This is a genomic window from Pantoea sp. PA1 (genome assembly GCF_056856975.1).
The window spans coordinates 173,551-198,005 of sequence record NZ_JBXGEE010000006.1; the positions used below are offsets into that span (position 1 = coordinate 173,551).

At 58.2% G+C, this 24,455-nt stretch carries 21 protein-coding genes, 4 tRNA genes and 1 pseudogene; 22 read left to right on the forward strand and 4 right to left on the reverse strand.

Annotated features, from left to right (window positions below):
• Positions 1-3: 3 nt before the first annotated feature.
• The 13 genes and pseudogenes from wecB to AC1V0D_RS19485 all read left to right on the forward strand — a co-directional run bounded on the left by wecB (position 4) and on the right by AC1V0D_RS19485 (position 9,377).
• Positions 4-1,134, forward strand: a complete 1,131-nt coding sequence (gene wecB / locus AC1V0D_RS19425; protein WP_009088424.1) for a non-hydrolyzing UDP-N-acetylglucosamine 2-epimerase — start codon at positions 4-6, stop codon at positions 1,132-1,134.
• Complete coding sequence (gene wecC, locus AC1V0D_RS19430) at positions 1,131-2,390, forward strand: UDP-N-acetyl-D-mannosamine dehydrogenase (RefSeq protein WP_058958104.1); 1,260 nt, start codon at positions 1,131-1,133, stop codon at positions 2,388-2,390. The genes wecB and wecC overlap by 4 nt, the downstream gene beginning before the upstream one ends.
• A gap of 33 nt (positions 2,391-2,423) precedes the next feature.
• A pseudogene (locus AC1V0D_RS19435) lies at positions 2,424-2,546 on the forward strand (glucose-1-phosphate thymidylyltransferase 2 RmlA2); the annotation flags it as partial.
• The gene (gene rffC, locus AC1V0D_RS19440) at positions 2,524-3,231 is read left to right on the forward strand and encodes a dTDP-4-amino-4,6-dideoxy-D-galactose acyltransferase (RefSeq protein WP_009088428.1); all 708 of its coding nucleotides are present in this window, start codon (positions 2,524-2,526) and stop codon (positions 3,229-3,231) included. The pseudogene AC1V0D_RS19435 and the gene rffC, both read left to right, overlap by 23 nt.
• On the forward strand, positions 3,218-4,348 hold the full coding sequence (gene rffA / locus AC1V0D_RS19445) for a dTDP-4-amino-4,6-dideoxygalactose transaminase (protein ID WP_325954573.1): 1,131 nt from the start codon (positions 3,218-3,220) through the stop codon (positions 4,346-4,348). Before rffC ends, rffA begins: the two co-directional genes overlap by 14 nt.
• Positions 4,348-5,598, forward strand: coding sequence for a lipid III flippase WzxE (wzxE, locus tag AC1V0D_RS19450; RefSeq protein WP_325954574.1), 1,251 nt, complete (start codon positions 4,348-4,350; stop codon positions 5,596-5,598). The genes rffA and wzxE overlap by 1 nt, the downstream gene beginning before the upstream one ends.
• Complete coding sequence (wecF, locus tag AC1V0D_RS19455) at positions 5,595-6,662, forward strand: TDP-N-acetylfucosamine:lipid II N-acetylfucosaminyltransferase (protein WP_307743761.1); 1,068 nt, start codon at positions 5,595-5,597, stop codon at positions 6,660-6,662. The genes wzxE and wecF overlap by 4 nt, the downstream gene beginning before the upstream one ends.
• Complete coding sequence (wzyE, locus tag AC1V0D_RS19460) at positions 6,659-8,002, forward strand: ECA oligosaccharide polymerase (RefSeq protein WP_058958101.1); 1,344 nt, start codon at positions 6,659-6,661, stop codon at positions 8,000-8,002. Before wecF ends, wzyE begins: the two co-directional genes overlap by 4 nt.
• Positions 8,003-8,027: 25 nt before the next feature.
• A complete protein-coding gene (gene wecG / locus AC1V0D_RS19465) occupies positions 8,028-8,768 on the forward strand; it encodes a lipopolysaccharide N-acetylmannosaminouronosyltransferase (protein ID WP_325954575.1) in 741 nt (246 codons plus the stop codon).
• 158 nt (positions 8,769-8,926) lie between these two features.
• A tRNA-Arg gene (locus AC1V0D_RS19470) sits at positions 8,927-9,003 on the forward strand.
• A gap of 98 nt (positions 9,004-9,101) precedes the next feature.
• A tRNA-His gene (locus AC1V0D_RS19475) sits at positions 9,102-9,177 on the forward strand.
• A 16-nt stretch (positions 9,178-9,193) separates the two neighbouring features.
• Positions 9,194-9,280 (forward strand) — tRNA-Leu (locus tag AC1V0D_RS19480).
• A 20-nt stretch (positions 9,281-9,300) separates the two neighbouring features.
• Positions 9,301-9,377, forward strand: a tRNA-Pro gene (locus tag AC1V0D_RS19485).
• Between the two features lie 1,130 nt (positions 9,378-10,507).
• On the opposite strand, the gene hemY is transcribed toward AC1V0D_RS19485, so the two are convergent.
• The 4 genes from hemY to hemC are packed head-to-tail and all read right to left on the reverse strand — an operon-like array spanning position 10,508 to position 14,531.
• Positions 10,508-11,704: a protoheme IX biogenesis protein HemY gene (gene hemY / locus AC1V0D_RS19490; RefSeq protein ID WP_482907904.1), complete on the reverse strand. Its 1,197-nt coding sequence runs from the start codon at positions 11,702-11,704 to the stop codon at positions 10,508-10,510.
• Between the two features lie 2 nt (positions 11,705-11,706).
• Complete coding sequence (gene hemX / locus AC1V0D_RS19495) at positions 11,707-12,840, reverse strand: uroporphyrinogen-III C-methyltransferase (protein ID WP_009088438.1); 1,134 nt, start codon at positions 12,838-12,840, stop codon at positions 11,707-11,709.
• Positions 12,841-12,864: 24 nt separating this feature from the next.
• Entirely contained in the window at positions 12,865-13,593 is a 729-nt protein-coding gene (gene hemD / locus AC1V0D_RS19500; RefSeq protein WP_350769456.1) for a uroporphyrinogen-III synthase, read from the reverse strand.
• Positions 13,590-14,531 (reverse strand): hydroxymethylbilane synthase, encoded by a 942-nt coding sequence (hemC, locus tag AC1V0D_RS19505; protein WP_111208493.1) that lies wholly within the window; start codon positions 14,529-14,531, stop codon positions 13,590-13,592. Before hemC ends, hemD begins: the two co-directional genes overlap by 4 nt.
• 317 nt (positions 14,532-14,848) lie before the next feature.
• Between hemC and AC1V0D_RS19510 the strand changes: the two genes are divergently transcribed.
• The 9 genes from AC1V0D_RS19510 to corA all read left to right on the forward strand — a co-directional run bounded on the left by AC1V0D_RS19510 (position 14,849) and on the right by corA (position 24,455).
• Positions 14,849-17,407 (forward strand): class I adenylate cyclase, encoded by a 2,559-nt coding sequence (locus AC1V0D_RS19510; RefSeq protein ID WP_482907905.1) that lies wholly within the window; start codon positions 14,849-14,851, stop codon positions 17,405-17,407.
• Between the two features lie 147 nt (positions 17,408-17,554).
• Positions 17,555-17,755: an LPS translocon maturation chaperone LptM gene (gene lptM / locus AC1V0D_RS19515; RefSeq protein WP_009088446.1), complete on the forward strand. Its 201-nt coding sequence runs from the start codon at positions 17,555-17,557 to the stop codon at positions 17,753-17,755.
• Between the two features lie 28 nt (positions 17,756-17,783).
• A complete protein-coding gene (gene dapF, locus AC1V0D_RS19520; RefSeq protein WP_482907906.1) occupies positions 17,784-18,608 on the forward strand; it encodes a diaminopimelate epimerase in 825 nt (274 codons plus the stop codon).
• Positions 18,605-19,309 carry a DUF484 domain-containing protein gene (locus tag AC1V0D_RS19525; protein WP_009088449.1) on the forward strand — a complete coding sequence of 235 codons (705 nt, stop codon included), beginning with the start codon at positions 18,605-18,607 and terminating at the stop codon, positions 19,307-19,309. Before dapF ends, AC1V0D_RS19525 begins: the two co-directional genes overlap by 4 nt.
• A complete protein-coding gene (xerC, locus tag AC1V0D_RS19530; RefSeq protein ID WP_058958097.1) occupies positions 19,306-20,211 on the forward strand; it encodes a tyrosine recombinase XerC in 906 nt (301 codons plus the stop codon). The genes AC1V0D_RS19525 and xerC overlap by 4 nt, the downstream gene beginning before the upstream one ends.
• A complete protein-coding gene (gene yigB, locus AC1V0D_RS19535; RefSeq protein ID WP_009088454.1) occupies positions 20,208-20,924 on the forward strand; it encodes a 5-amino-6-(5-phospho-D-ribitylamino)uracil phosphatase YigB in 717 nt (238 codons plus the stop codon). Before xerC ends, yigB begins: the two co-directional genes overlap by 4 nt.
• Before the next feature lie 112 nt (positions 20,925-21,036).
• Positions 21,037-23,199 carry a DNA helicase II gene (uvrD, locus tag AC1V0D_RS19540; protein ID WP_009088456.1) on the forward strand — a complete coding sequence of 721 codons (2,163 nt, stop codon included), beginning with the start codon at positions 21,037-21,039 and terminating at the stop codon, positions 23,197-23,199.
• Positions 23,200-23,266: 67 nt separating this feature from the next.
• Positions 23,267-23,323, forward strand: coding sequence for a YsgD/CorL family protein (gene ysgD / locus AC1V0D_RS19545; RefSeq protein ID WP_350769477.1), 57 nt, complete (start codon positions 23,267-23,269; stop codon positions 23,321-23,323).
• Between the two features lie 178 nt (positions 23,324-23,501).
• Entirely contained in the window at positions 23,502-24,455 is a 954-nt protein-coding gene (corA, locus tag AC1V0D_RS19550; RefSeq protein WP_009088458.1) for a magnesium/cobalt transporter CorA, read from the forward strand.

Below are 24,455 nucleotides of genomic sequence, written 5' to 3' on the forward strand. Positions count from 1 at the left end.
AGTGTGAAAGTTCTGACCGTATTTGGTACTCGCCCCGAAGCGATAAAAATGGCCCCGCTGGTTCAGGCGCTGGCGCAGGATCCCGCGTTTGAATCACGGCTGTGCGTTACCGCCCAGCATCGCGAAATGCTCGATCAGGTGCTGCGTCTGTTCAGACTGCAGCCGGACTACGATCTCAACATCATGCGGCCTGAGCAGGGGCTGACGGAGATCACCTGTCGCATCCTGGAGGGCATGAAAACCGTTCTGCTCGACTTCCGGCCCGACATCGTGCTGGTGCACGGCGACACGACCACCACGCTGGCGGCGAGTCTGGCCGCCTTTTATCATCAGATTCCGGTTGGCCATGTGGAAGCCGGGCTGCGCACCGGCGATCTCGCGTCGCCGTGGCCGGAAGAGGGCAACCGTAAGCTGACCGGCCATCTCGCCCGCCTGCATTTCACCCCGACCTCGCGCTCGCGACAGAATCTGCTGCAGGAAAATCTCGCCGACTCACGCATTATCGTGACCGGCAATACGGTTATTGACGCGCTGCTGTGGGTACGTGATCGGGTGCTGGATGACACGAATCTGAATGCGCAGCTGGCCGCGCGCTATCCGTTTCTTGATCCGGAGAAGAAACTGGTGCTGGTCACCGGTCATCGTCGTGAAAGCTTTGGCGGCGGGTTTGAACGGATCTGCAGCGCGCTGGCTCAGATTGCCCGCCAGCATCCGGAAGCGCAGATTGTCTATCCGGTGCACCTCAATCCCAATGTTAGCGAACCGGTTAACCGGATACTCAGCGGCATTGAAAATATCATTCTGATCGAACCGCAGGAGTATCTGCCTTTTGTCTGGCTGATGAACCGCGCCTGGTTAATCCTCACCGACTCCGGCGGTATCCAGGAAGAGGCGCCGTCGCTGGGTAAACCGGTGCTGGTGATGCGCGACACCACCGAGCGGCCGGAAGCGGTCGATGCCGGCACCGTGAAACTGGTAGGAACTGATGTCGCCACTATCGTGGCCAGCGTGAGCGAACTGCTGAGCGACGATGAGGCCTGGCAGGCGATGAGCCATGCCCATAATCCTTATGGCGATGGCAAAGCCTGCGGTCGTATTTTACAAGCCTTAAAAGATAACCGAGCCGAATTATGAGTTTTGAAACCATCTCCGTGATTGGACTGGGATACATTGGGCTGCCGACGGCAGCCGTTTTTGCCTCAAAGGGAAAAAAAGTGGTGGGCGTGGATATCAACGCGCGCGCCGTGGAAACCATCAACCGTGGCGCGATCCACATCGTGGAGCCCGATTTAGATCAGGTGGTACATGCTGCCGTCACGCGTGGCGACCTGCGTGCCACCACCCAGCCTGAGCCTGCGGACGCCTTTCTTATTGCCGTGCCGACTCCGTTCAAAGATGACCATCAGCCCGACCTGCGCTTTGTGAAAGCCGCCGCAGAGTCGATAGCTCCTGTGCTGAAGAAGGGCGACCTGGTGATTCTGGAGTCGACGTCGCCGGTTGGCAGCACGGAACAGATGGCCGACTGGCTGGCGGCGGCGCGTCCCGATCTGCGTTTTCCGCAGCACGGTGAGACGCCCGATGTCTTCGTCGCCTACTGCCCGGAGCGCGTACTGCCGGGTCAGGTGATGGTCGAACTGATCAATAATGACAGGGTCATCGGCGGCATGACACCCGCCTGTTCCGCCCGCGCCAGCGAGCTGTATCGCATTTTCCTGAAAGGCGAGTGTGTGGAAACCAACGCCCGCACCGCCGAGATGTGCAAGCTGACTGAGAACAGCTTCCGCGATGTGAACATCGCCTTTGCCAATGAGCTGTCGCTGATTTGCGCCGATCAGGGGATCAACGTCTGGGAGCTGATTGCGCTGGCGAATCGCCATCCGCGCGTCAACATTCTGCAGCCAGGGCCGGGCGTCGGGGGACACTGTATCGCCGTCGATCCCTGGTTCATCGTGGCGCAGAATCCCGAACTAGCCCGTCTGATCCGCACCGCGCGCGAGGTCAATGATGCCAAGCCGCAGTGGGTGCTGGACCAGGTAAAAACCGCGCTGGCGGAGTGCCTGACCCAGACCGGCAAGCGCGCCAGCGATATCACCATCGCCTGCTTCGGACTGGCTTTTAAACCCAATATTGACGATCTGCGCGAAAGCCCGGCGGTGGGCGTGGCGCAGAAGATTGCGGAGTGGCACCGCGGCACAACCTGGGTGGTTGAGCCTCACATTGCGCAGATCGCTGACGCGCTGGCAGGCAAAGCTGAGCTGGTCCCGGGCGAGCAGGCGCTGGCCCAGGCCGATATTCTAGTGATGCTGGTGGATCATCGCGCCTTCCGCGCCATCGATGCCGCTCAGGTACAGCAGCAATGGATTGTCGACACCAAAGGTGTGTGGCGATGAGGCGTTTTAGCGTTTAAATAACTGACATGTGCGGTTGCCTGGCGTAACGGCTGGCTGAGTGACGAACAGCTGCGCGCCGCGGGTGACGCGTTGACGAAAACCGGCTACGGCCAATACCTGCTGGATTTATTACATGCCCGTCCACGTCAATATTAATCCCCTCAGCTGGGAGAGCGCATTCTTCGGTGTTGAGACGGTGCGGCTGGAGCTGCAAGGCGACACCCCGCTGGAGCAGGCGCTGCGCCATCCCTGTGCACTGATGCAGATGAAAGTCGCTGCGGGTGAAACGGCGCTGATCGATACGCTGCAGCAGCATCAGTTCCAGCTGGTGGAGGGTGAGGCCGATCTGACGCTGGCGATTGACCAGACGGAACGGCAGGCGGGCATTCGCATTGCGCGTGAGGCACAGATCCCCTCTCTGCGTGACGCCGCGTCGCAGCTCTTCAGTCAGAGCCGCTTTCGTGCGCCCTGGTATGCGCCGGACGCCAGCGGTCGCTTTTATGCGCAGTGGATTGAAAATGCGGTGCGCGGGGCGTTTGACGATCAGTGCCTGGTCGCCTGCGATGCCGCGGGTGGAGTGCAGGGCTTTGTTTCGCTGCGTGCGGTGGAGGGCGATGCCCGCATCGGCCTGCTCGGCGTCCTGCCCGACGCACAGGGACAGGGGCTGGGTCAGCGACTGATGCTGGCGGCGGCGGACTGGGCGCGGGTCAGGCAGCTCGCGCAGCTTCGGGTGGCGACTCAGCTCAGCAATCTTACGGCGATGCGCCTCTATTTACGCAGCGGTGCCCGGCTCGACAGCACCGCCTACTGGTTTTACAGGAAAGGTCATGATTCCATTTAATGCGCCGCCCGTGGTGGGCACAGAAATTGAGTATATGCAGTCGGCGATGAGCAGCGGCAAGCTGTGCGGCGACGGCGGCTTTACCCGCCGCTGCCAGCAGTGGATGGAGCAGCGTTTCGGCAGTAAAAAAGTGCTGCTGACCCCCTCCTGCACCGCTTCGCTGGAGATGGCGGCACTGCTTATCGATCTGCAGCCTGGCGATGAAGTGATCATGCCGAGCTACACCTTTGTCTCTACCGCCAATGCCTTTGTGCTGCGCGGCGCGCGTATTGTCTTTGTCGATGTCCGCCCGGACACCATGAATATTGATGAGACCCTGATTGAAGCGGCCATCACAGAAAAAACCCGTGCCATTGTCCCGGTGCACTACGCAGGCGTCGCCTGTGAAATGGACACCATCATGGCGCTGGCGGCAAAACATAAGCTGTTTGTCATCGAAGATGCGGCGCAGGGTGTGATGTCACGCTACAAAGGCCGTGCGCTGGGTACCATCGGTCATATCGGCTGCTTCAGCTTTCATGAAACCAAGAACTACACGGCGGGTGGCGAAGGGGGGGCAACCCTGATTAACGACGCCAGTCTGGTCGAGCGCGCCGAAATCGTGCGGGAAAAGGGCACGAACCGCAGCCAGTTCTTCCGCGGTCAGGTCGATAAATACACCTGGCGCGATATGGGGTCGAGCTTCCTGATGGCCGATCTGCAGGCGGCCTACCTCTGGGCACAGCTGGAAGCGGCTGAACGCATTAACCAGCAACGTTTACGTATCTGGCAGCGTTATTATGAGGCGCTTCAGCCACTGGCGGCACAGGGACGCATTGACCTGCCCGTGATCCCTGCCAGCTGCGAACATAATGCCCATATGTTCTACATCAAGCTGCGCGATCAGGATGATCGTCAGGCGCTGATTAACTGGATGAAGGAAGCCGAGATACTGACGGTGTTCCACTATATTCCGCTGCACAGTTCGCCTGCCGGTGAGCGTTTCTCGCAGTTTGTCGGGGAGGATCGCTTTACCACAGCGGAAAGCGAACGCCTGCTGCGCCTGCCGCTGTTTTATAACCTGTCAGATAATAATCAGAGAACGGTTATCAGCTCACTGCTGAGCTTCTTTTCCTGATGTCATTAGCCAGAGCCTCAGTATGGACCGCGTCGTCCACGCTGGTAAAAATTGTGTCTGGTCTGCTGGTGGTGAAACTGCTGGCGGTCAGCTTCGGTCCTGAAGGTGTGGGGCAGGCGGGGAACTTTCGTCAGCTGATTACCGTGCTGGGTGTACTGGCCGGGGCGGGCATCTTCAACGGTGTCACCACGTATGTGGCGCAGTATCAGCAGCAACCCGGCCAGTTGCGGGCGCTGGTGGGTACGGCGTCGGCCATGGTGCTGAGCTTTTCCGGCGCGCTGGCGCTGCTGTTTCTGCTGGCGGCGGCCCCGATCAGCACGGCGCTGTTTGGTCACGACCGCTATCAGGGCGTTATCCGCGTGGTCGCTTTCCTTCAGCTCGGCATCGCCTGGGCCAACTTTACGCTGGCGCTGCTGAAGGGGTATCGCGACGCGCGCGGCAATGCGCTGGCGCTGATCGCTGGCAGCCTGATTGGGGTCATGGGCTATCTGGTCTGCTGGTGGCTGGGTGGCTATCAGGGCGCACTGACCGGCCTGGCGCTGGTGCCGGCCCTGCTGCTGCTGCCGGCACTGGTGATGCTGAAACGCCGCGCGCCGCTGCCGCTGAGCTGGCTGCGTCCGCAATGGCATCCTGAGCTGGCGCGCAATCTGGCGAAATATACCCTTATGGCGCTGATCACGGCGGTAACCCTGCCGGTGGCCTGGATGCTAATGCGTAACCTGCTGGCAGAGCAGCAGGGCTGGGCGCAGGTCGGGTTGTGGCAGGGCGTGACCAGCATTTCCGATGCCTATCTGCAGTTTATTACCGCCACCTTCAGCGTCTGGCTGCTGCCGACCCTGGCACGGCTCGATGACAAGCGCGACATCGCGCGGGAGATTGGCCGGGCACTGCGCTTTGTGCTGCCTGCCGTGGCCGTCGCCAGCCTCGCTGTCTGGGTACTGCGCGATTTCGCCATCAGCCTGCTTTTCTCCGAAGCCTTTCGCGGGATGCGCGATCTCTTTGTCTGGCAACTGTGCGGCGATGTTTTTAAAGTTGGCGCCTATGTTTTCGGATATCTGGTTATCGCCAAAGCCTCGCTGCGCTTTTATGTTCTGACTGAGATCAGCCAGTTTCTGTTACTGACCCTGTTCTCACGCTGGCTGATCCCGTTACATGGCGCAACGGGGGCCGCACAGGCCTATATGCTGACCTACATGGCTTACTTTGCCCTGTGTTGTGGCGCTTTTATTGTTTACTGTCGGAAAAAATGAGTTTAATTCACGTTCTGGGATCGGATATTCCCCATCACAACCTCACGGTGCTGCGCTTTTTTAACGACGTTCTCAGCGTTGAGCAGCCTGCGGCTTCGCCACGCCATTTTATGGTGGTGACCGGGCAGCCCGAGAGTCTGGCCCCCTTCACAGCATTGCGGATCGACTGTTTTGCCAGCAAGAAAGCGCTGGCGCAGGCGGTAGTGCAGCGGGCAAAAAATCGTCAGCAGCGTTTCTTCTGTCACGGCCAGTTTAACCCGTGGATCTGGCTGGCACTGCTTAGCGGTAAGCTGCGCCGCTCACAGCTGTTCTGGCATGTCTGGGGAGCCGATCTTTATGAAGACTCACGCAGCCTGAAGTTCCGCCTGTTCTATCACATTCGCCGGTTAGCTCAGGGGCGGGTGGCACAGGTTTTTGCCACCCGTGGAGACCTGCACCACTTTCAGCAGCGGCATCGCCGGGTGCCGGGTTCACTGCTCTATTTCCCGACCCGAATGCCTGCCGCCGCCGTGCAGGCCGATCCGACGGAACCGTTCACGCTGCTGCTGGGCAACTCGGGCGATCCGAGTAACCGCCATATTGAAGGCTTAAAAGCGATTCACGCGCAGTTTGGTGAGCAGGTGCGTATTGAGGTGCCGCTGGGTTATCCGCCGGGCAATGAGGCTTATATCAGCCAGATTCAGGCCGCAGCGGATACGCTGTTCCCGCAGGGGCAGGTGAACCTGATACGTGAAAATATGGCGTTTGAAGCCTATCTGGCGCTGCTGGCGCGCTGCCACGTCGGCTATTTTATGTTTGAACGTCAGCAGGGGGTGGGCACACTCTGCCTGCTGATTCAGGCGAACGTGCCGTTTGTGCTGACCCGCAAAAATCCATTCTGGCGCGATGTGGCAGAGCAGCAGTTGCCGGTCCTGTTCAGCGAAGATACGCTGTCGCCTGCTGTTATCGCCGAGGCGCGTCGCCAGCTTATGACCTGTGATAAAGCGGCGATCGCCTTTTTCGCTCCCGGTTATCTGGCAGGCTGGCGGGCAGCGTTACAGCTCAGCGAAGGGGAAAAGTCATGAGTCTTATGCAGTTTGGCGGCCTGCTGGTGGTCTATCTGCTGTCGCTGGGTTTCATTCTGACCCTGACCTGGCGGGAGTTTAAGCGTGTCCGTTTTAACTTCCACCTCTTTTTCACGCTGCTGTTTTTACTGACCTTCTACTTCGGCTTTCCGCTGACTTCCCTGCTGGTGTTCCGGTTTCATGTTGAGGTGGTGCCGGTGGAAAACCTGCTGGAGGCGCTGCTCTCGGCCACGGCGTTTTATGCCATCTATTACGTCAGTTATAAGGTGCGGCTGAAGCCGGCCAATGCACCGCCTGCAAAGCCCTGGCTGCAGATGAACCGGGTCGAAACCCACCTGACCTGTGTGATTCTGGCGCTGGTGGCGCTGGGCACCGTTACGGTGTTCTTTATTCACAACGGTTTTCTGCTGTTCCGCCTGACGGCCTATAACCAGATTTTTTCCAGCGAAGTGTCGGGCGTGGCGCTGAAGCGCTTCTTCTATTTCTTTATTCCGGCGATGCTGATCCCCTATTTTCTGCGTCCGACGCGTCGCAACTGGCTGCTGTTTCTGGTGGTGACGGTGGCCTTTGGCCTGCTGACCTACGCGCTGGTGGGCGGGACTCGCGCCAATATCATTATTGCGTTTGCGCTGTTCCTGTTTATCGGTATCACGCGCGGCTGGATCACCCTGTGGATGCTGGCAACGGCGGGGGTGATGGCTATCGCGGGGATGTTCTGGCTGGCGCTGCGCCGCTATAACCTGGACGTTATGGGTGATGAAGCGTTTTACACCTTCCTTTATCTGACGCGGGATACGTTCTCACCGTGGGAAAATCTGGCCCTGCTGCTGGATAACTACGCCAGAATAGAGTTTCAGGGGCTGGCACCGCTGTGGCGTGATTTCTACGTATTTATTCCCACCTGGCTGTGGCCGGATCGGCCGCTGACCGTGCTGAACAGCGCGAACTACTTCACCTGGGAAGTGCTGGATAACCATTCGGGCCTGGCCATTTCCCCGACGCTGATCGGCTCGCTGGTGGTCATGGGCGGCGTCTGGGCGATTCCGATCGGCGCCGTGGCGGTGGGGATGATTATTAAAGCCTTCGATGCGATCTACCAGCGTGGCTGCCGTGAGGCCAACCGCTACAGCGGTGCTATCCTGCAAAGCTTCTGTTTTGGTGCGGTCTTTAACATGATCGTGCTGGCACGCGAAGGGCTGGATGCCTTCGGTTCACGCGTGGTGTTTTTCTGCATCATTTTTGCTGCCTGTCTGGGCCTGGCTAAATTACTTTTCTGGTTACTGGATCGCGCAGGTTTAATTCGCGACCGCAGTGGACGGGTGCTACACAGCCCGCTCTGATTAACCTCTGGGATTAACGGAAGATATGACACAGTTAACGGATACGCCGCAGTACCGGATCCGCGGCGTTGACCTGTATGGCTTCGAAAATATGTCGTCGGCGGTGAGCTTTCTGATGCCGCCGCAGAGCGTACGCAGCGGCATTCTGGTGGCGATCAATGCGGAGAAGATCCTGACAGCCGAGCGGGATGAGGGATTACGCACGCTGCTGGCGCAGGCGGAGTATGCCTATGCCGATGGCATCAGCATTGTGCGCTCGATCCGTAAAAAGTATCCGCAGGCGTCAGTGCAGCGTATTGCCGGTGCGGATTTATGGGAGGCGCTGATGGAACGTGCCGGGCGGGAAGGGACGCCGGTGTTTCTGGTCGGCGGTCGCCAGCAGGTGCTGGATGAGACCTGCGCGAAGCTGCGCCGTCAGTGGAATGTGAATATTGTCGGGGCGCAGGATGGCTATTTTGCGCCAGCGGATCAGGATGCCCTGTTTGCCCGGATTGCCGCCAGCGGCGCAAAGCTGGTGACCGTGGCGCTGGGGTCGCCCCGTCAGGAGCTGCTGATGCTGGCGTGCCGTTCACACTGGCCGGATGCGCTTTATATGGGGGTAGGGGGAACCTACGACGTCTTCACCGGCCATGTGAAGCGCGCGCCCAAAATCTGGCAGCGGCTGGGGCTGGAGTGGCTCTACCGTCTGATTCGGCAGCCGAGCCGTCTGCGCAGGCAGTTAAAACTGCTTAAATATTTGCGCTATCACTGGCGCGGCGATCTCTGATATCGCTGATAAATGCCGCATTTTTACGCACGGTGAGCGCGGAAATGTACTATTTGTCGACGAAATGCACAAAGCGTAATCAAACGCGCCTTTTTATTTAAAAAGCACTAGACACGATGGGCGCTTATCTCTAGTATGCACATCCGCAACGGCGCTACGCGCCCGTAGCTCAGCTGGATAGAGCGCTGCCCTCCGGAGGCAGAGGTCTCAGGTTCGAATCCTGTCGGGCGCGCCATATCGTTTGTGCGCATGAGCTTCGGTGGTTGATTTACCGCGGTTGGCAGTAAAGATTTACATGCTGCAGGTCTTTGACTTGTAACATTAAGTACAGTGGTGGCTATAGCTCAGTTGGTAGAGCCCTGGATTGTGATTCCAGTTGTCGTGGGTTCGAGTCCCATTAGCCACCCCAGATTTTGCTGGGATACGCGAAGGTGGCGGAATTGGTAGACGCGCTAGCTTCAGGTGTTAGTGTCTTAACGGACGTGAGGGTTCAAGTCCCTCTCTTCGCACCAGGCAAAACAGTTAAAAAAATCGGCGAGTAGCGCAGCTTGGTAGCGCAACTGGTTTGGGACCAGTGGGTCGGAGGTTCGAATCCTCTCTCGCCGACCATTTTTAGAAACCTGTCTGAAAAGACAGGTTTTTTTTCGTCTGTAGAAAAGTGGATTTGAATGTCTGCGGGAGATATGGGCCGGACCGGGTGGGTGCGGTGTAACAATGTTGCTGTCAGTTCGAGCCTGCGAAGGTAACACGGTCAGATCGGAAAGTCGCTTAAGCCATCCATGGCCGCTCGGCCCACGCGATTACGCACCTCATCCATGAGGTGCGCCCGTAAACGGGCCAACGCGTTGCGTTGTTCAAAAACGCTCCCGGCGTTTTTATCCGGGCGGCGGGACGCTTTCCTCTTCTGACCGTGTTCCCTGCGCGTTGAGCTTATGCGCTGTGGTTAGATGCATCCGGGTTTAGATCTGTCATTAGTCCAAAGCTTCCTTGTAAGTATCTGATGCGTCTGCCATACGTGAAGCGAAGGGAGCATACGCCTGTAGCAAAGCATAGCGGGCCAGGGATGGCCCGCGCTGAGCCTGCCATGGATGGCGTCTTTTGCGTCTTTGCGGAAGGCGTATGCTTCCTGAAGCCTGCTCAGTGATGAGAGTCGGCGTGCTCGTTAGCGTATTGTTTGATGCCAGATTACCCGCTTTGAGTGAGTCAGTTGTCAGAGAAGATTGCTTAAGCAGGATCGCTAGCGTCGTGAATTGCCGACAAATAAGTTATTGTTATTTATAGATTCATAAAGAGTGCGGGCTCGCTGTCTCTGTTAAGAGACAGCGAAAGTCTCTGCTGTCGCCGGATACCGACACTTACCCGCCATCTGCTCCGCTGGAGCACTCAGCCTCTTTGATAACCTAATGATTTAAAATAGTTTTTAAAATAACCTTCAAACTGGCACGGCTTGTGCAATACTCCTGCTGTAGATGCTCATTCCACCTCTTATGTCTGCTGATGCTGCATAAACCTGGGAATGATGCAGAGCCAATTTTAGGTACCTGTTGTCTGCCTGCCTGTATCGCGTAAGCCTTACAGGATTACCAGACACCACGTTGAGTCGGGTACCTCCCGGTTGTCTTACCGACCTGATCTTACACCTGCCACCGGCAGGTGTTTTTTTTTGCCTGAGGAGAAGGAGCGGCAGATTGCGGGCACAAAAAAGCCGGGGGAGCCCGGCTTAGTTAGCTTTGCGCCTGTCAGGCGCCAGGATTATTTTTCAGCGTCAGCAGTAAGCCTTCACGGCGCATCTTAGCGGCCTCTTCCGGACGATGCAGACGATCATACACATCCGCCAGCCACGCATAATCGAATGCGTCAGGACGCTGTGCCAGCGCCTGCTGCAGAGCATCCGCTGCCTGCTGCCACTCTCCATGACGCATCAGCAACTGCCCCAGCGTGCTGTGCAGCAGCGGCGTTGCGCCATGCTGTTTGATCTGCTGACGTAAGGCCTTCTCAAGTGCTTCCGGATTGCCGCTTTTAATGTGGGGCATCAGCAGCACCAGACGATCGTCATAATGACGCTTGAGGCCTTCCAGCACGATTGACTGCGCGGTGTCATGATCGTTGCACTCAATCAGGTGATCCGCCATGGCGACCTGCAGCGTGGTATCCTGACGGGTCTTACGGCTCAGCGTATTCCACCAGCGCTTCAGACCGTCACTGCCCTGATCGGCCATCGCCTGATTCATCAGGCCCAGCCAGGCCTGCTGCTGCAACGCGTCGCGATGGAGGTCGTCGCCGACCTGCGCTTTCTGCATCGCAGGCAGAATATCCAGCAGCGCACTCCAGGCGCCGGTACGGACATAGGCCTGTTCAGCCAGACGCAGCACTTCAGGATGACGCGGTGCCACTTCCAGCAGACGATCGATGCTGTGACGTGCAGCGTGATCTTCATTGCGCGCCAGCTGAATACGTGCGCGGGCAATTTCTACCGGAATAGTATTGTTTTCGGACAGCTCTGCCGCGCGTTCAAGATGCTGATTGGCACGCACTTCATCACCGCGCTGCTGCGCGGCTTCCGCAGCCAGCAGGTAGTTTGCTACCGGCACATCCGCGTGATCGGCATCTTTAGAGAGCAGTTTTTCCACCTGACGGTGGTCACCTTCCGCCAGCTTCATCAGCGCAGTCTGCGTATGACGCTGGGCGCGGCGGCGTTTACGTCCGGTAAACCAGCCACGGGTGCGTGCGCCGGTTCGCAGCACGCGACGCAGCAGCCACTCCACGGCCAGAATTACCAGCAGGCTGAGAATAAGGATAATCACCAGCCCGGTGACACTGGTCTCAATATTCCAGTTATCAGTCTGAATCAGCACATAGCCCTGATGACCGGCAATCATCGGTCCCAGTACCACGCCCGCAATCAGCAGGATAAATAGGATAAATACCTTAAGCATGCTTAGCCTCCCTGCTGAGTGGCAGCGGCAGAGGGCTGAGCTAACAGGTTCCGCACACGGGTCTGCATCAGCTGTTCCAGCAACGGCTGGCTTTCCAGCGTGTCAGGCAGATCCATATTGATGTTCTGCTGGCTCAGCTCATCCAGCTGGGCAAGAAAGGCTTTCGTTGCCGCATCGTTAGTGTCATACCAGGCGCGAACCCAGGCGGAGACGGTATCGATAGATTGTTTGTAAATCTCATCCTGATGACGCGGCACAGCCTGCGCTGCGATCAGCAGACGCGAGCGGATATTCTCCCGCAGATAGACATCCTGATTCGGGGCCAGCAGCGGCTGGGCGGTATTATCGCGGCGGCGGATGGTAATAAAGTCATCCATAAAGTTGTGCCAGCTCTTCACCAGGTTCTGACGCCACTCGCGCACGGAACCCGACAGTTCGCCGCCATCGCTGTCCATCGGCGCATCATCGCTGTCGTTGTCTGCCAGACGCAGATTATCGACGTTGTTCGACAGCTGATTCAGCTTGAGGATCACGCCGTCATAATCGACCTGCGTGACGGAGGAGAGATTGCTGATGTCCTGGGTCAGGGCGCGACGCACGTTCATTACACTGGGATCGTTCATGTCGGCCAGGCTGGCATCAGCGCTTTTCAGCAGCGCAGCGGCGGTCGTGACATCCTGATCGCTCCAGAGCTTGCGGCCAGCCAGTTTCACCAGATAATCGGCCTGGGCCAGCAACCAGCTGCGCACGTCATTGCCGGAAATCACGGCCATTTTTTCACGCAGGGTTTCCAGCTCTTTGGCTGACGCGTTCTGCTGGGCCTGTGCCGTCTGCAGTGCGGTTTCAGCGCCGCTCAGCTGCTGGGTCAGCTGCTGTTTGTCGCTGCTGGCCTGCTGCTGCAGCGCACTCAGCTGGTCACTCAGCTTCTGATTGGTTTGTGCCTGTAAATCAGCCTGATGTTTCCCGTAAAGGTATAAACCTGCACCCATCGCCAGCGCAATGACGATCGCCACTGCCCCCAGCGCCATGCCACCTTTATTCGCATTGCGCGGAGGCGTGTCGTTGCTGGAGAGAGAGCGGTCGACCGCTGGGGTGGTTTCTTCAACCATGGCGGAGGAGTCTTTTTGTTCCGTCATATGTGGCACATCCCATTGTTAAGTTCATCGTAACGCGCGCAGCAGCGCATCGTTATCGGCACCATCGGCTACCTGAATATCCTGCCAACCTAATCCTGCGGCCAGGGTAGCCAAACGTTCACTGACGACAATCAGTCGGCAGTTGAGCAGCCATTCCTCGCGATCGACTGCGGGGAACAGCGAAAAGAGCTGTTGTAACATTTCACCGCTGGTGACCACCAGTACCGAGACGCCGCGATCGCGCCAGCGGCGGCCTTCGACCGGTCCGTCGTAATGCTTCTTACAGCGCTGGTAACAGGCAGCAAACGTCACCTCAGCACCACGCCGGGTTAATGTCTCTGCCAGCAATTCGCGTCCGGGGTCGCCGCGCAGGATCAGCGCACGTTTACCGGCAATCTGCTGCAGCGTATTCAGCTGAATCAGTTCTTCACTGGTTTCATGAGCATGGGGCCATGTTACCTGCCGGCCGCTGGCGGTGTGAAACGCCAGCGCAGTGCTGCGACCAATTGCATAATAGTCCAGCTCGCCGGGCCATGCTTTGATCGCGTGCTGCGCGTAGTGAATAACCTGCTGAGAAAGAATGAAAACCAGGTCGCCCGGGCGGAGGGCGGCGAGCTTCTGAGGCAGAAAGGGGAGGTCCGCGCCCGGTGCGAACTCGATTAGCGGCAGGCTCCACGCCTGCCTGCCAAGGGCATGCAGGCGTGACACCAGCTCTGCCGCGGCGGGTTCCGGGCGCGTCACCAGAATGGTCATGCCGGTGGCTGCCCCTGGTAAACGTCCTGCAGAATCTCACGGGCGCCACCGTCCAGCAGCTCGTCGGCCAGGGAAATGCCCATCTCGCGGGCCTGATCCCGCGGACCACGACGCTCGCCGCTGACCATCACATGACCATCCGGTGCACCGACCATGCCGCGCAGCCAGAGTTCATCGCCTTCCAGCACGGCGAAACTGCCGATAGGCACCTGACACCCCCCTTCGAGACGGGTATTCATGGCGCGTTCCGCTCTGACACAGACTTCCGTGTCGTCGTGATTCAGCGCCTGCAGCAGGCCGATCAGGGTGGTGTCATCCAGACGGCATTCAATACCGACTGCGCCCTGGCCCACGGCGGGTAAGGAGACTTCAGCAGGCAGGGCCTGACGAATACGATCTTCCAGTCCCAGACGTTTCAGCCCGGCAACGGCGAGAATAATCGCGTCATATTCACCCGCATCCAGTTTGCTCAGACGGGTGCCCACATTGCCCCGCAGCGAGCGGATCACCAGATCCGGGCGGCGAGCGCTAATCTGGCACTGACGACGCAGGCTGGAGGTGCCGACAATAGCACCCTGAGGCAGCGCGTCCAGGCTGTCATAATGATGAGAAACGAACGCATCGCGCGGATCGTCGCGCTCGCAGATGGTTACGAGGCCCAGACCTTCAGGGAAATCGACCGGCACATCTTTCATTGAGTGCACCGCCATATCGGCCCGGCCATCCAGCATCGCCAGCTCCAGCTCTTTGACAAACAGCCCTTTACCGCCGACTTTCGCCAGCGGCGTATCAAGAATAATGTCACCCTTGGTGACCATCGGCACCAGTTCAACGCGCAGTCCCGGATGGGCGCTCATCAGGCGTTGCTGTACATAATGTGCCTGCCATAATGCGAGCGGGCTTTGTCTTGTAGCAATTCTGAAAATTTTGTCTAACATGCTGTTAACCATTTTTATCGTTCACTGAATATCCTATCATCTCTGGGTGAATACTGTCAGTTTCAACGGATTGAAAACGGCCTGTGAGCGGTTTCAGGCCCGGTTTATCAAGCCATCACGTGGGAACCAGTGCTGAAAAGGCGGGAAGCTGGTAAGAACGTGCTAAACTGTTAAGTAGCGCAACTTTCTTTACGGTCAATCTGCCGGGTGTTAGATTGATCACGTTTCCAGCAATTATCTGCCCACTTTTTTACTTTTATAAGCGGCAGAGCGGGGAAACAGGGTGCTTAAACACTGGGACAATCAGGCGAAACGTCTTGTACCTCTACATTGAGACACTGAAACAGAGACTGGATGCAATCAACCAGCTGCGCGTTGATCGTGCGCTGGCTGCCATGGGACCCGCTTTTCAGCGCGTCTACAGTCTGCTGCCAACCTTATTACATTATCAACATCCGCAGATGCCGGGTTACCTTGAAGGTAACGTTCCACATGGCATCAGCTTTTTCACGCCTGATGAAAACCAGCGTCAGCTGCTGGCCGATCTCACCGGTGACAGCGACCTGCGCCATGCCGATGCGCCGAAAGGCGAAATGCCGATCACGGCGATCTACTCCATGGGCAGCACCTCCTCTGTCGGGCAGAACAGCGTCTCAGATCTCGATATCTGGGTCTGCCATCAATCCTGGCTGGATAATGAAGAGCGCCTGAATCTGCAGCGCAAATGCACGCTGCTGCAGAAGTGGTGCGTCTCGATGGGCGTGGAAGTGAGCTTCTTCCTGATCGACGAGAACCGCTTCCGTCACAACGAAAGCGGCAGTCTGGGCGGTGAAGATTGTGGCTCAACGCAACACATTCTCCTGCTGGATGAGTTTTACCGCACCGCGGTGCGTATGGCGGGTAAACGCCTCCTGTGGAATATGGTGCCGGGCGAAGAGGAGCATCACTACGACGATTACGTGATGTCGCTCTACGCCAAAGGGGTGCTGACGCCCAACGAGTGGCTCGATCTGGGCGGCCTTGGCACCCTGTCGGCGGAAGAGTATTTCGGTGCCAGCCTGTGGCAGCTCTATAAGAGCATCGATTCGCCTTATAAAGCGGTGCTGAAGACCCTGCTGCTGGAAGCCTACAGCTGGGAATATCCGAACACCCAGCTGCTGGCGATGGACATTAAACAGCGTCTGCACGATGGCGAAATCATCTGCTTCGGGCTGGACCCTTACTGCATGATGCTGGAGCGCGTGACGCACTATCTGACCAGCATCGACGATCAGCCGCGTCTCGACCTGGTGCGGCGCTGTTTCTATCTCAAAGTGTGCGAAAAGCTCAGCACGGACGACCATCCGCAGCGCAGCGGCTGGCGTCGCGAAATTTTGTCGCAGCTGGTGAAAGAGTGGGGCTGGAACGACGAGAAGCTCGCTATCCTGGATAACCGCGCCGGGTGGAAAATCGAGCGCGTGCGTGAAGCCCACAATGAACTGCTGGATGCGATGATGCAGAGCTATCGCAACCTGATCCGCTTTGCCCGCCGTAACAATTTAAGCGTGAGCGCCAGCCCGCAGGATATCGGCGTGCTGACCCGTAAATTGTATGCCGCCTTTGAGGCGCTGCCGGGCAAAGTGACGCTGGTGAACCCACAGATTTCACCCGATCTCTCTGAGCCGAACCTGACCTTTATTCATGTGCCGCCTGGCCGTGCCAACCGCTCCGGCTGGTATCTCTATAATCAGGCGCCGGATATGGATTCGATCATCAGCCATCAGCCGCTGGAATATAACCGCTATCTGAACAAGCTGGTGGCGTGGGCGTGGTTCAATGGCCTGCTGACCCGCAAAACCCGGCTGCATATCAAAGGCAATGACACCTGCGATCTGGCGCGCCTGCAGGAGCTGGTTAACGACGTCTCCAGCCACTTTCCGCTGCGCCTGCCTGCGCCGACGCCCAAAGCGCTCTACAGCCCGTGCGAAATTCGTCACCTGGCGATTATCGTGAACCTTGAGCACGATCCGACGGCGGCCTTCCGCAATCAGGTGGTGCATTTTGACTTCCGCAAACTCGATGTCTTCAGCTTCGGTCAGCAGCAGCAGTGCCTGATTGGCAGCATTGATCTGCTCTACCGTAACTCCTGGAATGAGGTGCGAACCCTGCACTTCAGTGGTGAACAGGCGATGATCGAGGGACTGAAAACCATTCTGGGCAAGATGCACCAGGATGCCGCACCGCCAGACACGGTAGAGGTCTTCTGCTACAGCCAGCATCTGCGCGGTCTGATTCGCACGCGCGTTCAGCAGCTGGTGTCCGAGTGCATTGAGCTGCGCCTTTCCAGCACGCGTCAGGAGCCTGGCCGCTTCAAGGCGCTACGTATGGCTGGCCAGACCTGGGGACTCTTCTTTGAACGCATGAGCGTCTCCGTGCAGAAGCTGGAAAACGCGGTGGAGTTTTATGGCGCGATCTCCAATAACAAGCTGCACGGGCTGTCGATCAAAGTCGAAACCAACCAGACGCCGCTGCCGCCGGTGGTCAACGGCTATGCCAGCGAAGGCATTATTCAGTTCTTTTTCGAGAACACGACGGACGACCAGGGCTTCAACATCTACATCCTGGATGAGTCCAACCGGGTTGAGGTTTATCATCACTGCGAAGGCAGCAAAGAGGAGCTGGTGCGCGACGTCAGCCGGTTCTACTCCTCCTCGCACGATCGCTTTACCTACGGGTCGAGCTTCATCAACTTTAACCTGCCGCAGTTCTACCAGATAGTGAACACCGGCGAGCGTTTTCAGGTGATACCGTTCCGCAGTCAGACGCTGACCCAGCTCTGCACCAGCCAGCCTGACAACTACAACAGCGACTATCAGCCACGCTATCAGGTGCACTGATGCCGACCGGCTGCCTGCGCTCAGCAGGTGGCCGCGCGCTTCCTGACCGCTTATCAGGTTCACGCTATTTGCGGGGATTTCCTGTTGCTTTTCCACCTTCAACTGCGATGATAAGCATCCAGGTAAAGGACATGAAGAGCATAAAGAATGAAGAAAGTGATAAGCCTGTTTGCCATGACACTGGCAGTAATCAGCCTTGCAGGTTGTGGTCTGAAAGGGCCGCTTTACTTCCCGCCGAAGGATCAGCCGAAGAAACAACAAGCGCCGACCGAACGCCAGAAAGCGGACGCCTCTAAAGCCGATGTGGGCGGGCTGGTAACCGGCAATTCAGGCGTAAAAGCGAACTAATCTGATGGCTTACCCGGCGGAGCAAAAAATGCAGTTCTCCAAAATGCACGGTCTCGGCAACGATTTTATGGTTGTGGATGCGGTGACGCAAAACGTCTTCTTTTCGCCGGAATTGATCCGCCGGCTGGCCGATCGTCATCTGGGGATCGGCTTCGATCAGCTGCTGATTGTTGAACCGCCCTACGATCCCGATCTCGATTTCCACTACCGCATTTTCAACGCCGACGGCAGCGAAGTGGCTCAGTGCGGTAACGGCGCACGCTGCTTTGCCCGTTTTGTGCAGCTGAAAGGGCTGACCAACAAAAGCGATATCCGGGTCAGTACCCAGAATGGCCGCATGGTGTTAACCGTGACGCCGGACGATCAGGTGCGCGTGAACATGGGCGAACCGAACTTTGAGCCGCAGCAGGTGCCGTTCCGTGCCAATAAAGCGGAAAATCTCTATCTGCTGCGCGTGGCCGAACAGACGGTGATGATGGGCGCGGTGTCGATGGGCAATCCGCACTGCGTGATTCAGGTTGAAAGTGTGAAAACCGCACAGGTTGAACTGCTGGGCCCGATTCTGGAAAGCCATGAGCGCTTCACGGAGCGGGTCAATGTGGGTTTCATGGAGATCGTCAATCCCGAACACATCCGCCTGCGCGTCTACGAACGCGGCGCGGGAGAAACGCAGGCGTGCGGCAGCGGCGCCTGTGCTGCCGTGGCATGCGGCATCCAGCAGGGCATTCTGGCACCCAAAGTGCGTGTCGATCTGCCCGGCGGAACCCTGCATATCACCTGGAAAGGGGCCGGACAGCCGCTCTACATGACCGGTCCTGCGACACACGTCTACGATGGGTTTATTCATCTATGAAAAATATCGAAGAGCAGGCTGACAGTTCGGTTCTGCTGGACGATCAGGCCGTCAGTGATTATCTGCGGCAGAATCCCGATTTCTTTATCCGTAACGCACGCGAAGTGGAACAGATGGCCGTGCCGCATCCGGTTCGCGGCAGCGTCTCGCTGGTTGAGTGGCATATGGCGCGTCAGCGCAACCACATCCAGCGGCTGGAAGAGGAGATCACGCTGCTGATGGAGCAGGCCAGCGCCAACCATGAGCTGTTTGATCGTCTGCTGTCGCTGGAGAGCCATCTGGCCGCGGCTGACTCCCTGCAGGATATGCTCAACCGTCTGCATCGCTGGGCGCGAGAGCTGGGGCTGGCGGGCGCCAACGTGCGGCTGTTCAGCGATAAATGGCTGCTGGGTGCCCCCTCCGATTTCTTCCAGCTGAGCCTGTCGCGTCAGGCCTTCGAACCGCTGCGTATTCAGCGTTTCGGTCATCAGCACCACTATCTCGGCAACATCAACGGCCCGGAACTGCTGCTACTGCTGCCGCAGGCTAAAGCGATCGGCTCGGTGGCGATGTCGCTGATGGGCGAAGCGGGTGACCTCGGCGTGCTGATTTTCAGCAGCCGCGACAGCCAGCACTATCAGTCAGGCATGGGAACGCTGCTGTTGCAGCACCTGTCACAGATGATGCCAGGTCTGCTGTCGCGCTGGGTTGAACGCGCATGAGCAGCGCGCTGCAGGAGGCCGTTGACGGATTTCTGCGCTTCCTGAAAGTGGAACGTCAGTTAAGTCCGCTGACCCAGAGCAGCTATGCGCGCCAGCTCGCTGCGCTGGTCGCCATTGCGGATGAGATGAAGCTCAGCAGCTGGGCCGCGCTGGAGCCCGCCCAGGTGCGCAGTATGGCGGCACGCAGCCGCCGCGCCGGACTCTCGGCCAGCAGCCTTGCGCTGCGTCTCTCAGCCCTGCGCAGTTTCCTGGACTGGCAGGTCAGTCAGGGTATGCTCGCCGCTAACCCCGCCAAAGGGGTGATGACGCCGCGTAAAGCGCGCCATCTGCCGAAGAATATCGACGTTGACGAAGTGAATCAGCTGCTGGAGATCGATCTCAGCGATCCGCTGGCCGTTCGCGACCGGGCGATGCTGGAGGTGATGTATGGCGGCGGGTTGCGTCTCTCTGAACTGGTCAATATGGATTGCCGCCACGTCGACCTCGATTCCGGTGAGGTGTGGGTGGTAGGTAAGGGCAGTAAAGAGCGCCGGGTGCCGATTGGCCGCACGGCCGTGACCTGGATCGAACAGTGGCTGCCGCTGCGTGAGACCTTCGGCTGTCAGGATGATGCGCTGTTTCTTTCAACGCGCGGCAACCGCATCTCACCGCGCAGCGTGCAGAAGCGCTTCGCCGAATGGGGCATTCGCCAGGGCGTCGCCAGTCATATTCATCCACATAAGCTGCGTCACTCCTTTGCAACGCATCTGCTGGAATCCAGCGGCGATCTGCGCGCCGTGCAGGAGCTGCTGGGGCATGCGAACCTGTCGACGACCCAGATCTATACCCATCTCGACTTCCAGCATCTGGCTTCGGTGTATGACGCTGCGCATCCCCGCGCCAAACGAGGAAAGAACGAATGAAGTTTTATCGTCCGCTGTCGGCCATCAAAGCCATGACTTTCGACCTTGATGACACGCTTTACGATAACTACCCGGTGATCCGCCGCACCACACTGGAGTCTCATGCCGCGTTACAGGCTTTTCATCCGGCGCTGCGCGACTTTACGCCGCAGGATTATCAGCAACTGCGTGATGAGCTGTTGCAGCGAGAGCCCGACATCTTTCACGACGTTTCGGAGTGGCGCCGCCGTTCGGTTGAGCTGGCGATGCTGAATATCGGCCTCTCTGCGGCGGAAGCCACGGCGGGCGCGGCAGAGGTGATGGCGGTCTTCCACCAGTGGCGGAGTCAGGTTGTGATGCCGGAGGAAACCCATCAGACGCTGAAAGCGCTGGCGGAGAAGGTGCCGCTGGTGGCGATCACCAACGGCAACGCCAGCCCGGAAAAAATGGGTATTGCCGGCTATTTTCAGTTCACTCTGCGCGCCGGGCCCGACGGGCGCGCCAAGCCGTGGCAGGATATGTATCAGCTGGCGGCGCAGCGTCTTGCTATCGCCCCCCACCATATTCTGCATGTGGGCGACGATCTCACCACTGACGTGGCGGGTTCGCTGCGCGGCGGGCTGCAGGCGTGCTGGATTAACCTGCGGCAGGGCAACCTGATGCATATCCCGGACGCGCGCCTGTTGCCGCATGTCGAAATTTCGCGGTTGGCATCACTCACCTCACTGCTATAATGGCTGTAAATTTATCCAGTCGTTGCCGCTTTCAGCTTTGCCGCCCGCCTTGTCTGTGGCAGGCGCACTACCGCGCGCGATGACGGCGTTTTCTCTTTGGTAACCGGTGCTTATGGACGTTTCTGAACTGCTCGATGGGTTAAATGACAATCAGCGTGAGGCCGTAGCGGCCCCGCGCAGTAACCTGCTGGTGCTGGCAGGCGCGGGCAGTGGCAAAACGCGGGTGCTGGTGCATCGCATCGCCTGGCTGATGTCGGTAGAGAACTGTTCACCCTATTCCATTATGGCGGTGACCTTTACCAACAAAGCGGCGGCGGAGATGCGTCACCGTATTGAGCAGCTGATTGGCACCAGCCAGGGCGGGATGTGGATCGGGACCTTCCACGGTCTGGCGCATCGCCTGCTGCGTGCTCATCATCTTGACGCCGGTCTGCCACAGGACTTTCAGATCCTCGACAGTGAAGATCAGCTGCGCCTGCTTAAGCGCCTGATTAAATCGATGAACCTGGATGAGAAGCAGTGGCCTGCGCGTCAGGGCATGTGGTACATCAACGGCAAAAAAGATGAAGGCCTGCGGCCAAAGCATATCGAAAGCTACGGCAATCCGATCGAGCAGACCTGGCTGCGCATCTATCAGGCCTATCAGGAAGCGTGCGATCGCGCCGGTCTGGTGGACTTTGCCGAGCTGCTGCTGCGTGCGCATGAGTTATGGCTCAACAAGCCGCACATTCTGAATCACTACCGCGAACGCTTCACCAACGTGCTGGTGGATGAGTTCCAGGATACCAACAACATTCAGTATGCCTGGATTCGGATGCTGGCGGGTGACAGCGGCCGGGTAATCATCGTGGGTGACGATGACCAGTCGATCTACGGCTGGCGTGGCGCGCAGGTCGAAAATATTCAGCGCTTCCTGCAGGATTTTCCCGGCGCGGAAACCATTCGTCTGGAGCAGAACTATCGCTCCACCAATAACATCCTGAAAGCCGCCAACGCCCTGATCGCCAATAACAATGGCCGGCTGGGTAAAGAGCTCTGGACCGACGGCAGTGATGGGGAACCGATCTCTATCTACTGCGCCTTCAATGAGCTGGATGAAGCGCGCTTCGTGGTTAACCGCATCAAGGTCTGGATGGAGAACGGCGGGGCGCTCAATGACTGCGCCATTCTCTACCGCAGTAACGCCCAGTCGCGCGTGCTGGAAGAGGCGCTGCTGCAGAGCAGCATGCCCTACCGGATTTATGGCGGCATGCGCTTCTTTGAACGTCAGGAGATCAAAGATGCGCTCTCCTATCTGCGTCTGATCGCGAACCGCAATGACGACGCGGCGTTTGAGCGTGTGGTCAATACCCCGACGCGCGGCGTGGGCGATCGGACGCTCGACGTGGTGCGTCAGACTGCCCGCGAACGTCAGATGACACTGTGGCAGGCGACGCGCGAACTGCTGCAAACCCGTGCGCTGGCTGGCCGGGCCGCCTCGGCGCTGCAACGCTTCTGTGAGCTGGTCGATTCCCTGGCGACCGAAACCGCCGAATTACCGCTCCATGTTCAGACCGATCGGGTGATCAAAGACTCCGGTCTGTGGCTGATGTATGAGCAGGAGAAAGGCGAGAAGGGTCAGGCGCGAATCGAAAACCTTGAGGAGCTGGTGACGGCAACCCGCCAGTTCAGCTATCAGGACGAAGATGAAGATCTGATGCCGCTGCAGGCGTTTTTATCTCATGCGGCGCTGGAAGCGGGCGAAGGTCAGGCAGACAAATGGCAGGATGCGGTTCAGCTGATGACGCTGCACTCGGCAAAAGGGCTGGAGTTCAGCCAGGTCTTCATCGTCGGCATGGAAGAGGGGATGTTCCCGAGCCAGATGTCGCTGGATGAGGGGGGCCGGCTGGAAGAGGAGCGTCGTCTCGCTTATGTCGGCGTCACCCGTGCGATGCTCAAGCTGACGCTGACCTATGCTGAAACCCGCCGACTCTATGGTAAGGAAGTGTATCACCGTCCTTCCCGTTTTATCGGTGAGCTGCCCGAAACGTGCATTGAAGAAGTGCGGCTGCGCGCCAGCGTCAGTCGTCCGGTCAGCCATCAGCGGATGGGAGCACCGGTGACCAAAAATGACAGCGGATTCTCGCTGGGCCAGCGTGTTCATCACGCCAAATTTGGTGAAGGCACCATCATTAACCTGGAAGGCAGCGGCGAGCACAGCCGCCTGCAGGTGGCGTTTCAGGGGCAGGGAATCAAGTGGCTGGTGGCGGCTTACGCGAAGCTGGAAACGCTTTAGCGTGCGGTTGACGGCTTTTTCGTCTCAGCGTAACATGCGCCCACTATTATCATGAGAGGACAACGCCTTGGACACGCCCAGTCGATGCTGGCTCAATGACCTGGATACCAGGCATAACATCTAAGGCTACCTCTTTACGCGGGTAGCCTTAGCGGTTATCAGCGACCTCCCTTTTTGATCCCGTCGCACGAGTCAGCACTGATTTACCTTTGAAACTCTGTTTCCGTGTTCAGGCCGCCCGTTCTGTGTTGAGGAACGGCGGATTGCCTTGTCCCATTTAGTCTGCAATGGGGAGTATTGCTATGCTGAGCGCATTTAAACTGGACCACAGCCGCCTGACGCGACTGGAGCTGGAAGACGAAAACGACAAACTGACCACCTCCGTCTGGGTCGATCTGATTGAGCCGGAAGAGGGCGAGCGTGACCGGGTGCAGTGTGAGCTGGGCCAGAGCCTGGCAACCCGACCTGAGCTGGAAGATATCGAGGCGTCGGCGCGCTTCTTCGAAGATGAAGATGGTCTGCACATCCACTCCTTCTTCTTTTATGAAGATGCGGACGACCACGCCGGTAACTCCACCGTGGCGTTCACCATCCGTGAAGGCCGCCTCTATACCCTGCGCGAACGCGAACTGCCCGCTTTCCGTCTCTACCGCATGCGCGCCCGAAACCAGACCCTGATCGACGGCAACGCGTTTGAGCTGCTGCTCGACCTGTTCGAAACCAAAATCGAACAGCTGGCGGATGAGATCGAGAACATCTACAGCGCGCTGGAGAAACTCAGCCGGGTGATTATGGAAGGTCAGCAGGGCGAAGAGTACGATCAGGCGCTGTCACGCCTGGCAGAGCTGGAAGATATCGGCTGGAAAGTGCGTCTCTGCCTGATGGATACCCAGCGCGCCCTGAACTTCCTGGTGCGCAAAGCGCGTCTGCCGGGCAATCAGCTGGAGCAGGCGCGTGAAATCCTGCGCGATATCGAGTCGCTGCTGCCGCACAACGAATCGCTGTTCCAGAAGGTCAACTTCCTGATGCAGGCCGCGATGGGCTTTATCAACATCGAGCAGAACCGCATCATCAAGATCTTCTCGGTGGTCTCCGTCGTCTTCCTGCCGCCGACGCTGGTGGCCTCCAGCTACGGGATGAACTTCGAGTTTATGCCGGAACTGAAGTGGAGCTTTGGCTATCCGGCTGCAATTGGCCTGATGATCCTGGCGGGTCTGGCACCCTATCTCTACTTCAAACGTAAAAACTGGCTGTAA

Excerpts from the sequence above, each read along its gene's own strand:
- hemY (WP_482907904.1), bottom strand. The coding sequence starts at position 11,704 with ATGCTTAAGGTATTTATCCTATTTATCCTGCTGATTGCGGGCGTGGTA.
- wzyE (WP_058958101.1), top strand. The coding sequence starts at position 6,659 with ATGAGTCTTATGCAGTTTGGCGGCCTGCTGGTGGTCTATCTGCTGTCG.
- corA (WP_009088458.1), top strand. The coding sequence starts at position 23,502 with ATGCTGAGCGCATTTAAACTGGACCACAGCCGCCTGACGCGACTGGAG.
- wecC (WP_058958104.1), top strand. The coding sequence starts at position 1,131 with ATGAGTTTTGAAACCATCTCCGTGATTGGACTGGGATACATTGGGCTG.
- yigB (WP_009088454.1), top strand. The coding sequence starts at position 20,208 with ATGAAGTTTTATCGTCCGCTGTCGGCCATCAAAGCCATGACTTTCGAC.
- hemC (WP_111208493.1), bottom strand. The coding sequence starts at position 14,531 with ATGTTAGACAAAATTTTCAGAATTGCTACAAGACAAAGCCCGCTCGCA.
- lptM (WP_009088446.1), top strand. The coding sequence starts at position 17,555 with ATGAAGAAAGTGATAAGCCTGTTTGCCATGACACTGGCAGTAATCAGC.
- AC1V0D_RS19525 (WP_009088449.1), top strand. The coding sequence starts at position 18,605 with ATGAAAAATATCGAAGAGCAGGCTGACAGTTCGGTTCTGCTGGACGAT.
- hemD (WP_350769456.1), bottom strand. The coding sequence starts at position 13,593 with ATGACCATTCTGGTGACGCGCCCGGAACCCGCCGCGGCAGAGCTGGTG.
- wecG (WP_325954575.1), top strand. The coding sequence starts at position 8,028 with ATGACACAGTTAACGGATACGCCGCAGTACCGGATCCGCGGCGTTGAC.
- xerC (WP_058958097.1), top strand. The coding sequence starts at position 19,306 with ATGAGCAGCGCGCTGCAGGAGGCCGTTGACGGATTTCTGCGCTTCCTG.
- wzxE (WP_325954574.1), top strand. The coding sequence starts at position 4,348 with ATGTCATTAGCCAGAGCCTCAGTATGGACCGCGTCGTCCACGCTGGTA.
- wecF (WP_307743761.1), top strand. The coding sequence starts at position 5,595 with ATGAGTTTAATTCACGTTCTGGGATCGGATATTCCCCATCACAACCTC.
- uvrD (WP_009088456.1), top strand. The coding sequence starts at position 21,037 with ATGGACGTTTCTGAACTGCTCGATGGGTTAAATGACAATCAGCGTGAG.
- hemX (WP_009088438.1), bottom strand. The coding sequence starts at position 12,840 with ATGACGGAACAAAAAGACTCCTCCGCCATGGTTGAAGAAACCACCCCA.
- rffA (WP_325954573.1), top strand. The coding sequence starts at position 3,218 with ATGATTCCATTTAATGCGCCGCCCGTGGTGGGCACAGAAATTGAGTAT.
- dapF (WP_482907906.1), top strand. The coding sequence starts at position 17,784 with ATGCAGTTCTCCAAAATGCACGGTCTCGGCAACGATTTTATGGTTGTG.
- rffC (WP_009088428.1), top strand. The coding sequence starts at position 2,524 with ATGCCCGTCCACGTCAATATTAATCCCCTCAGCTGGGAGAGCGCATTC.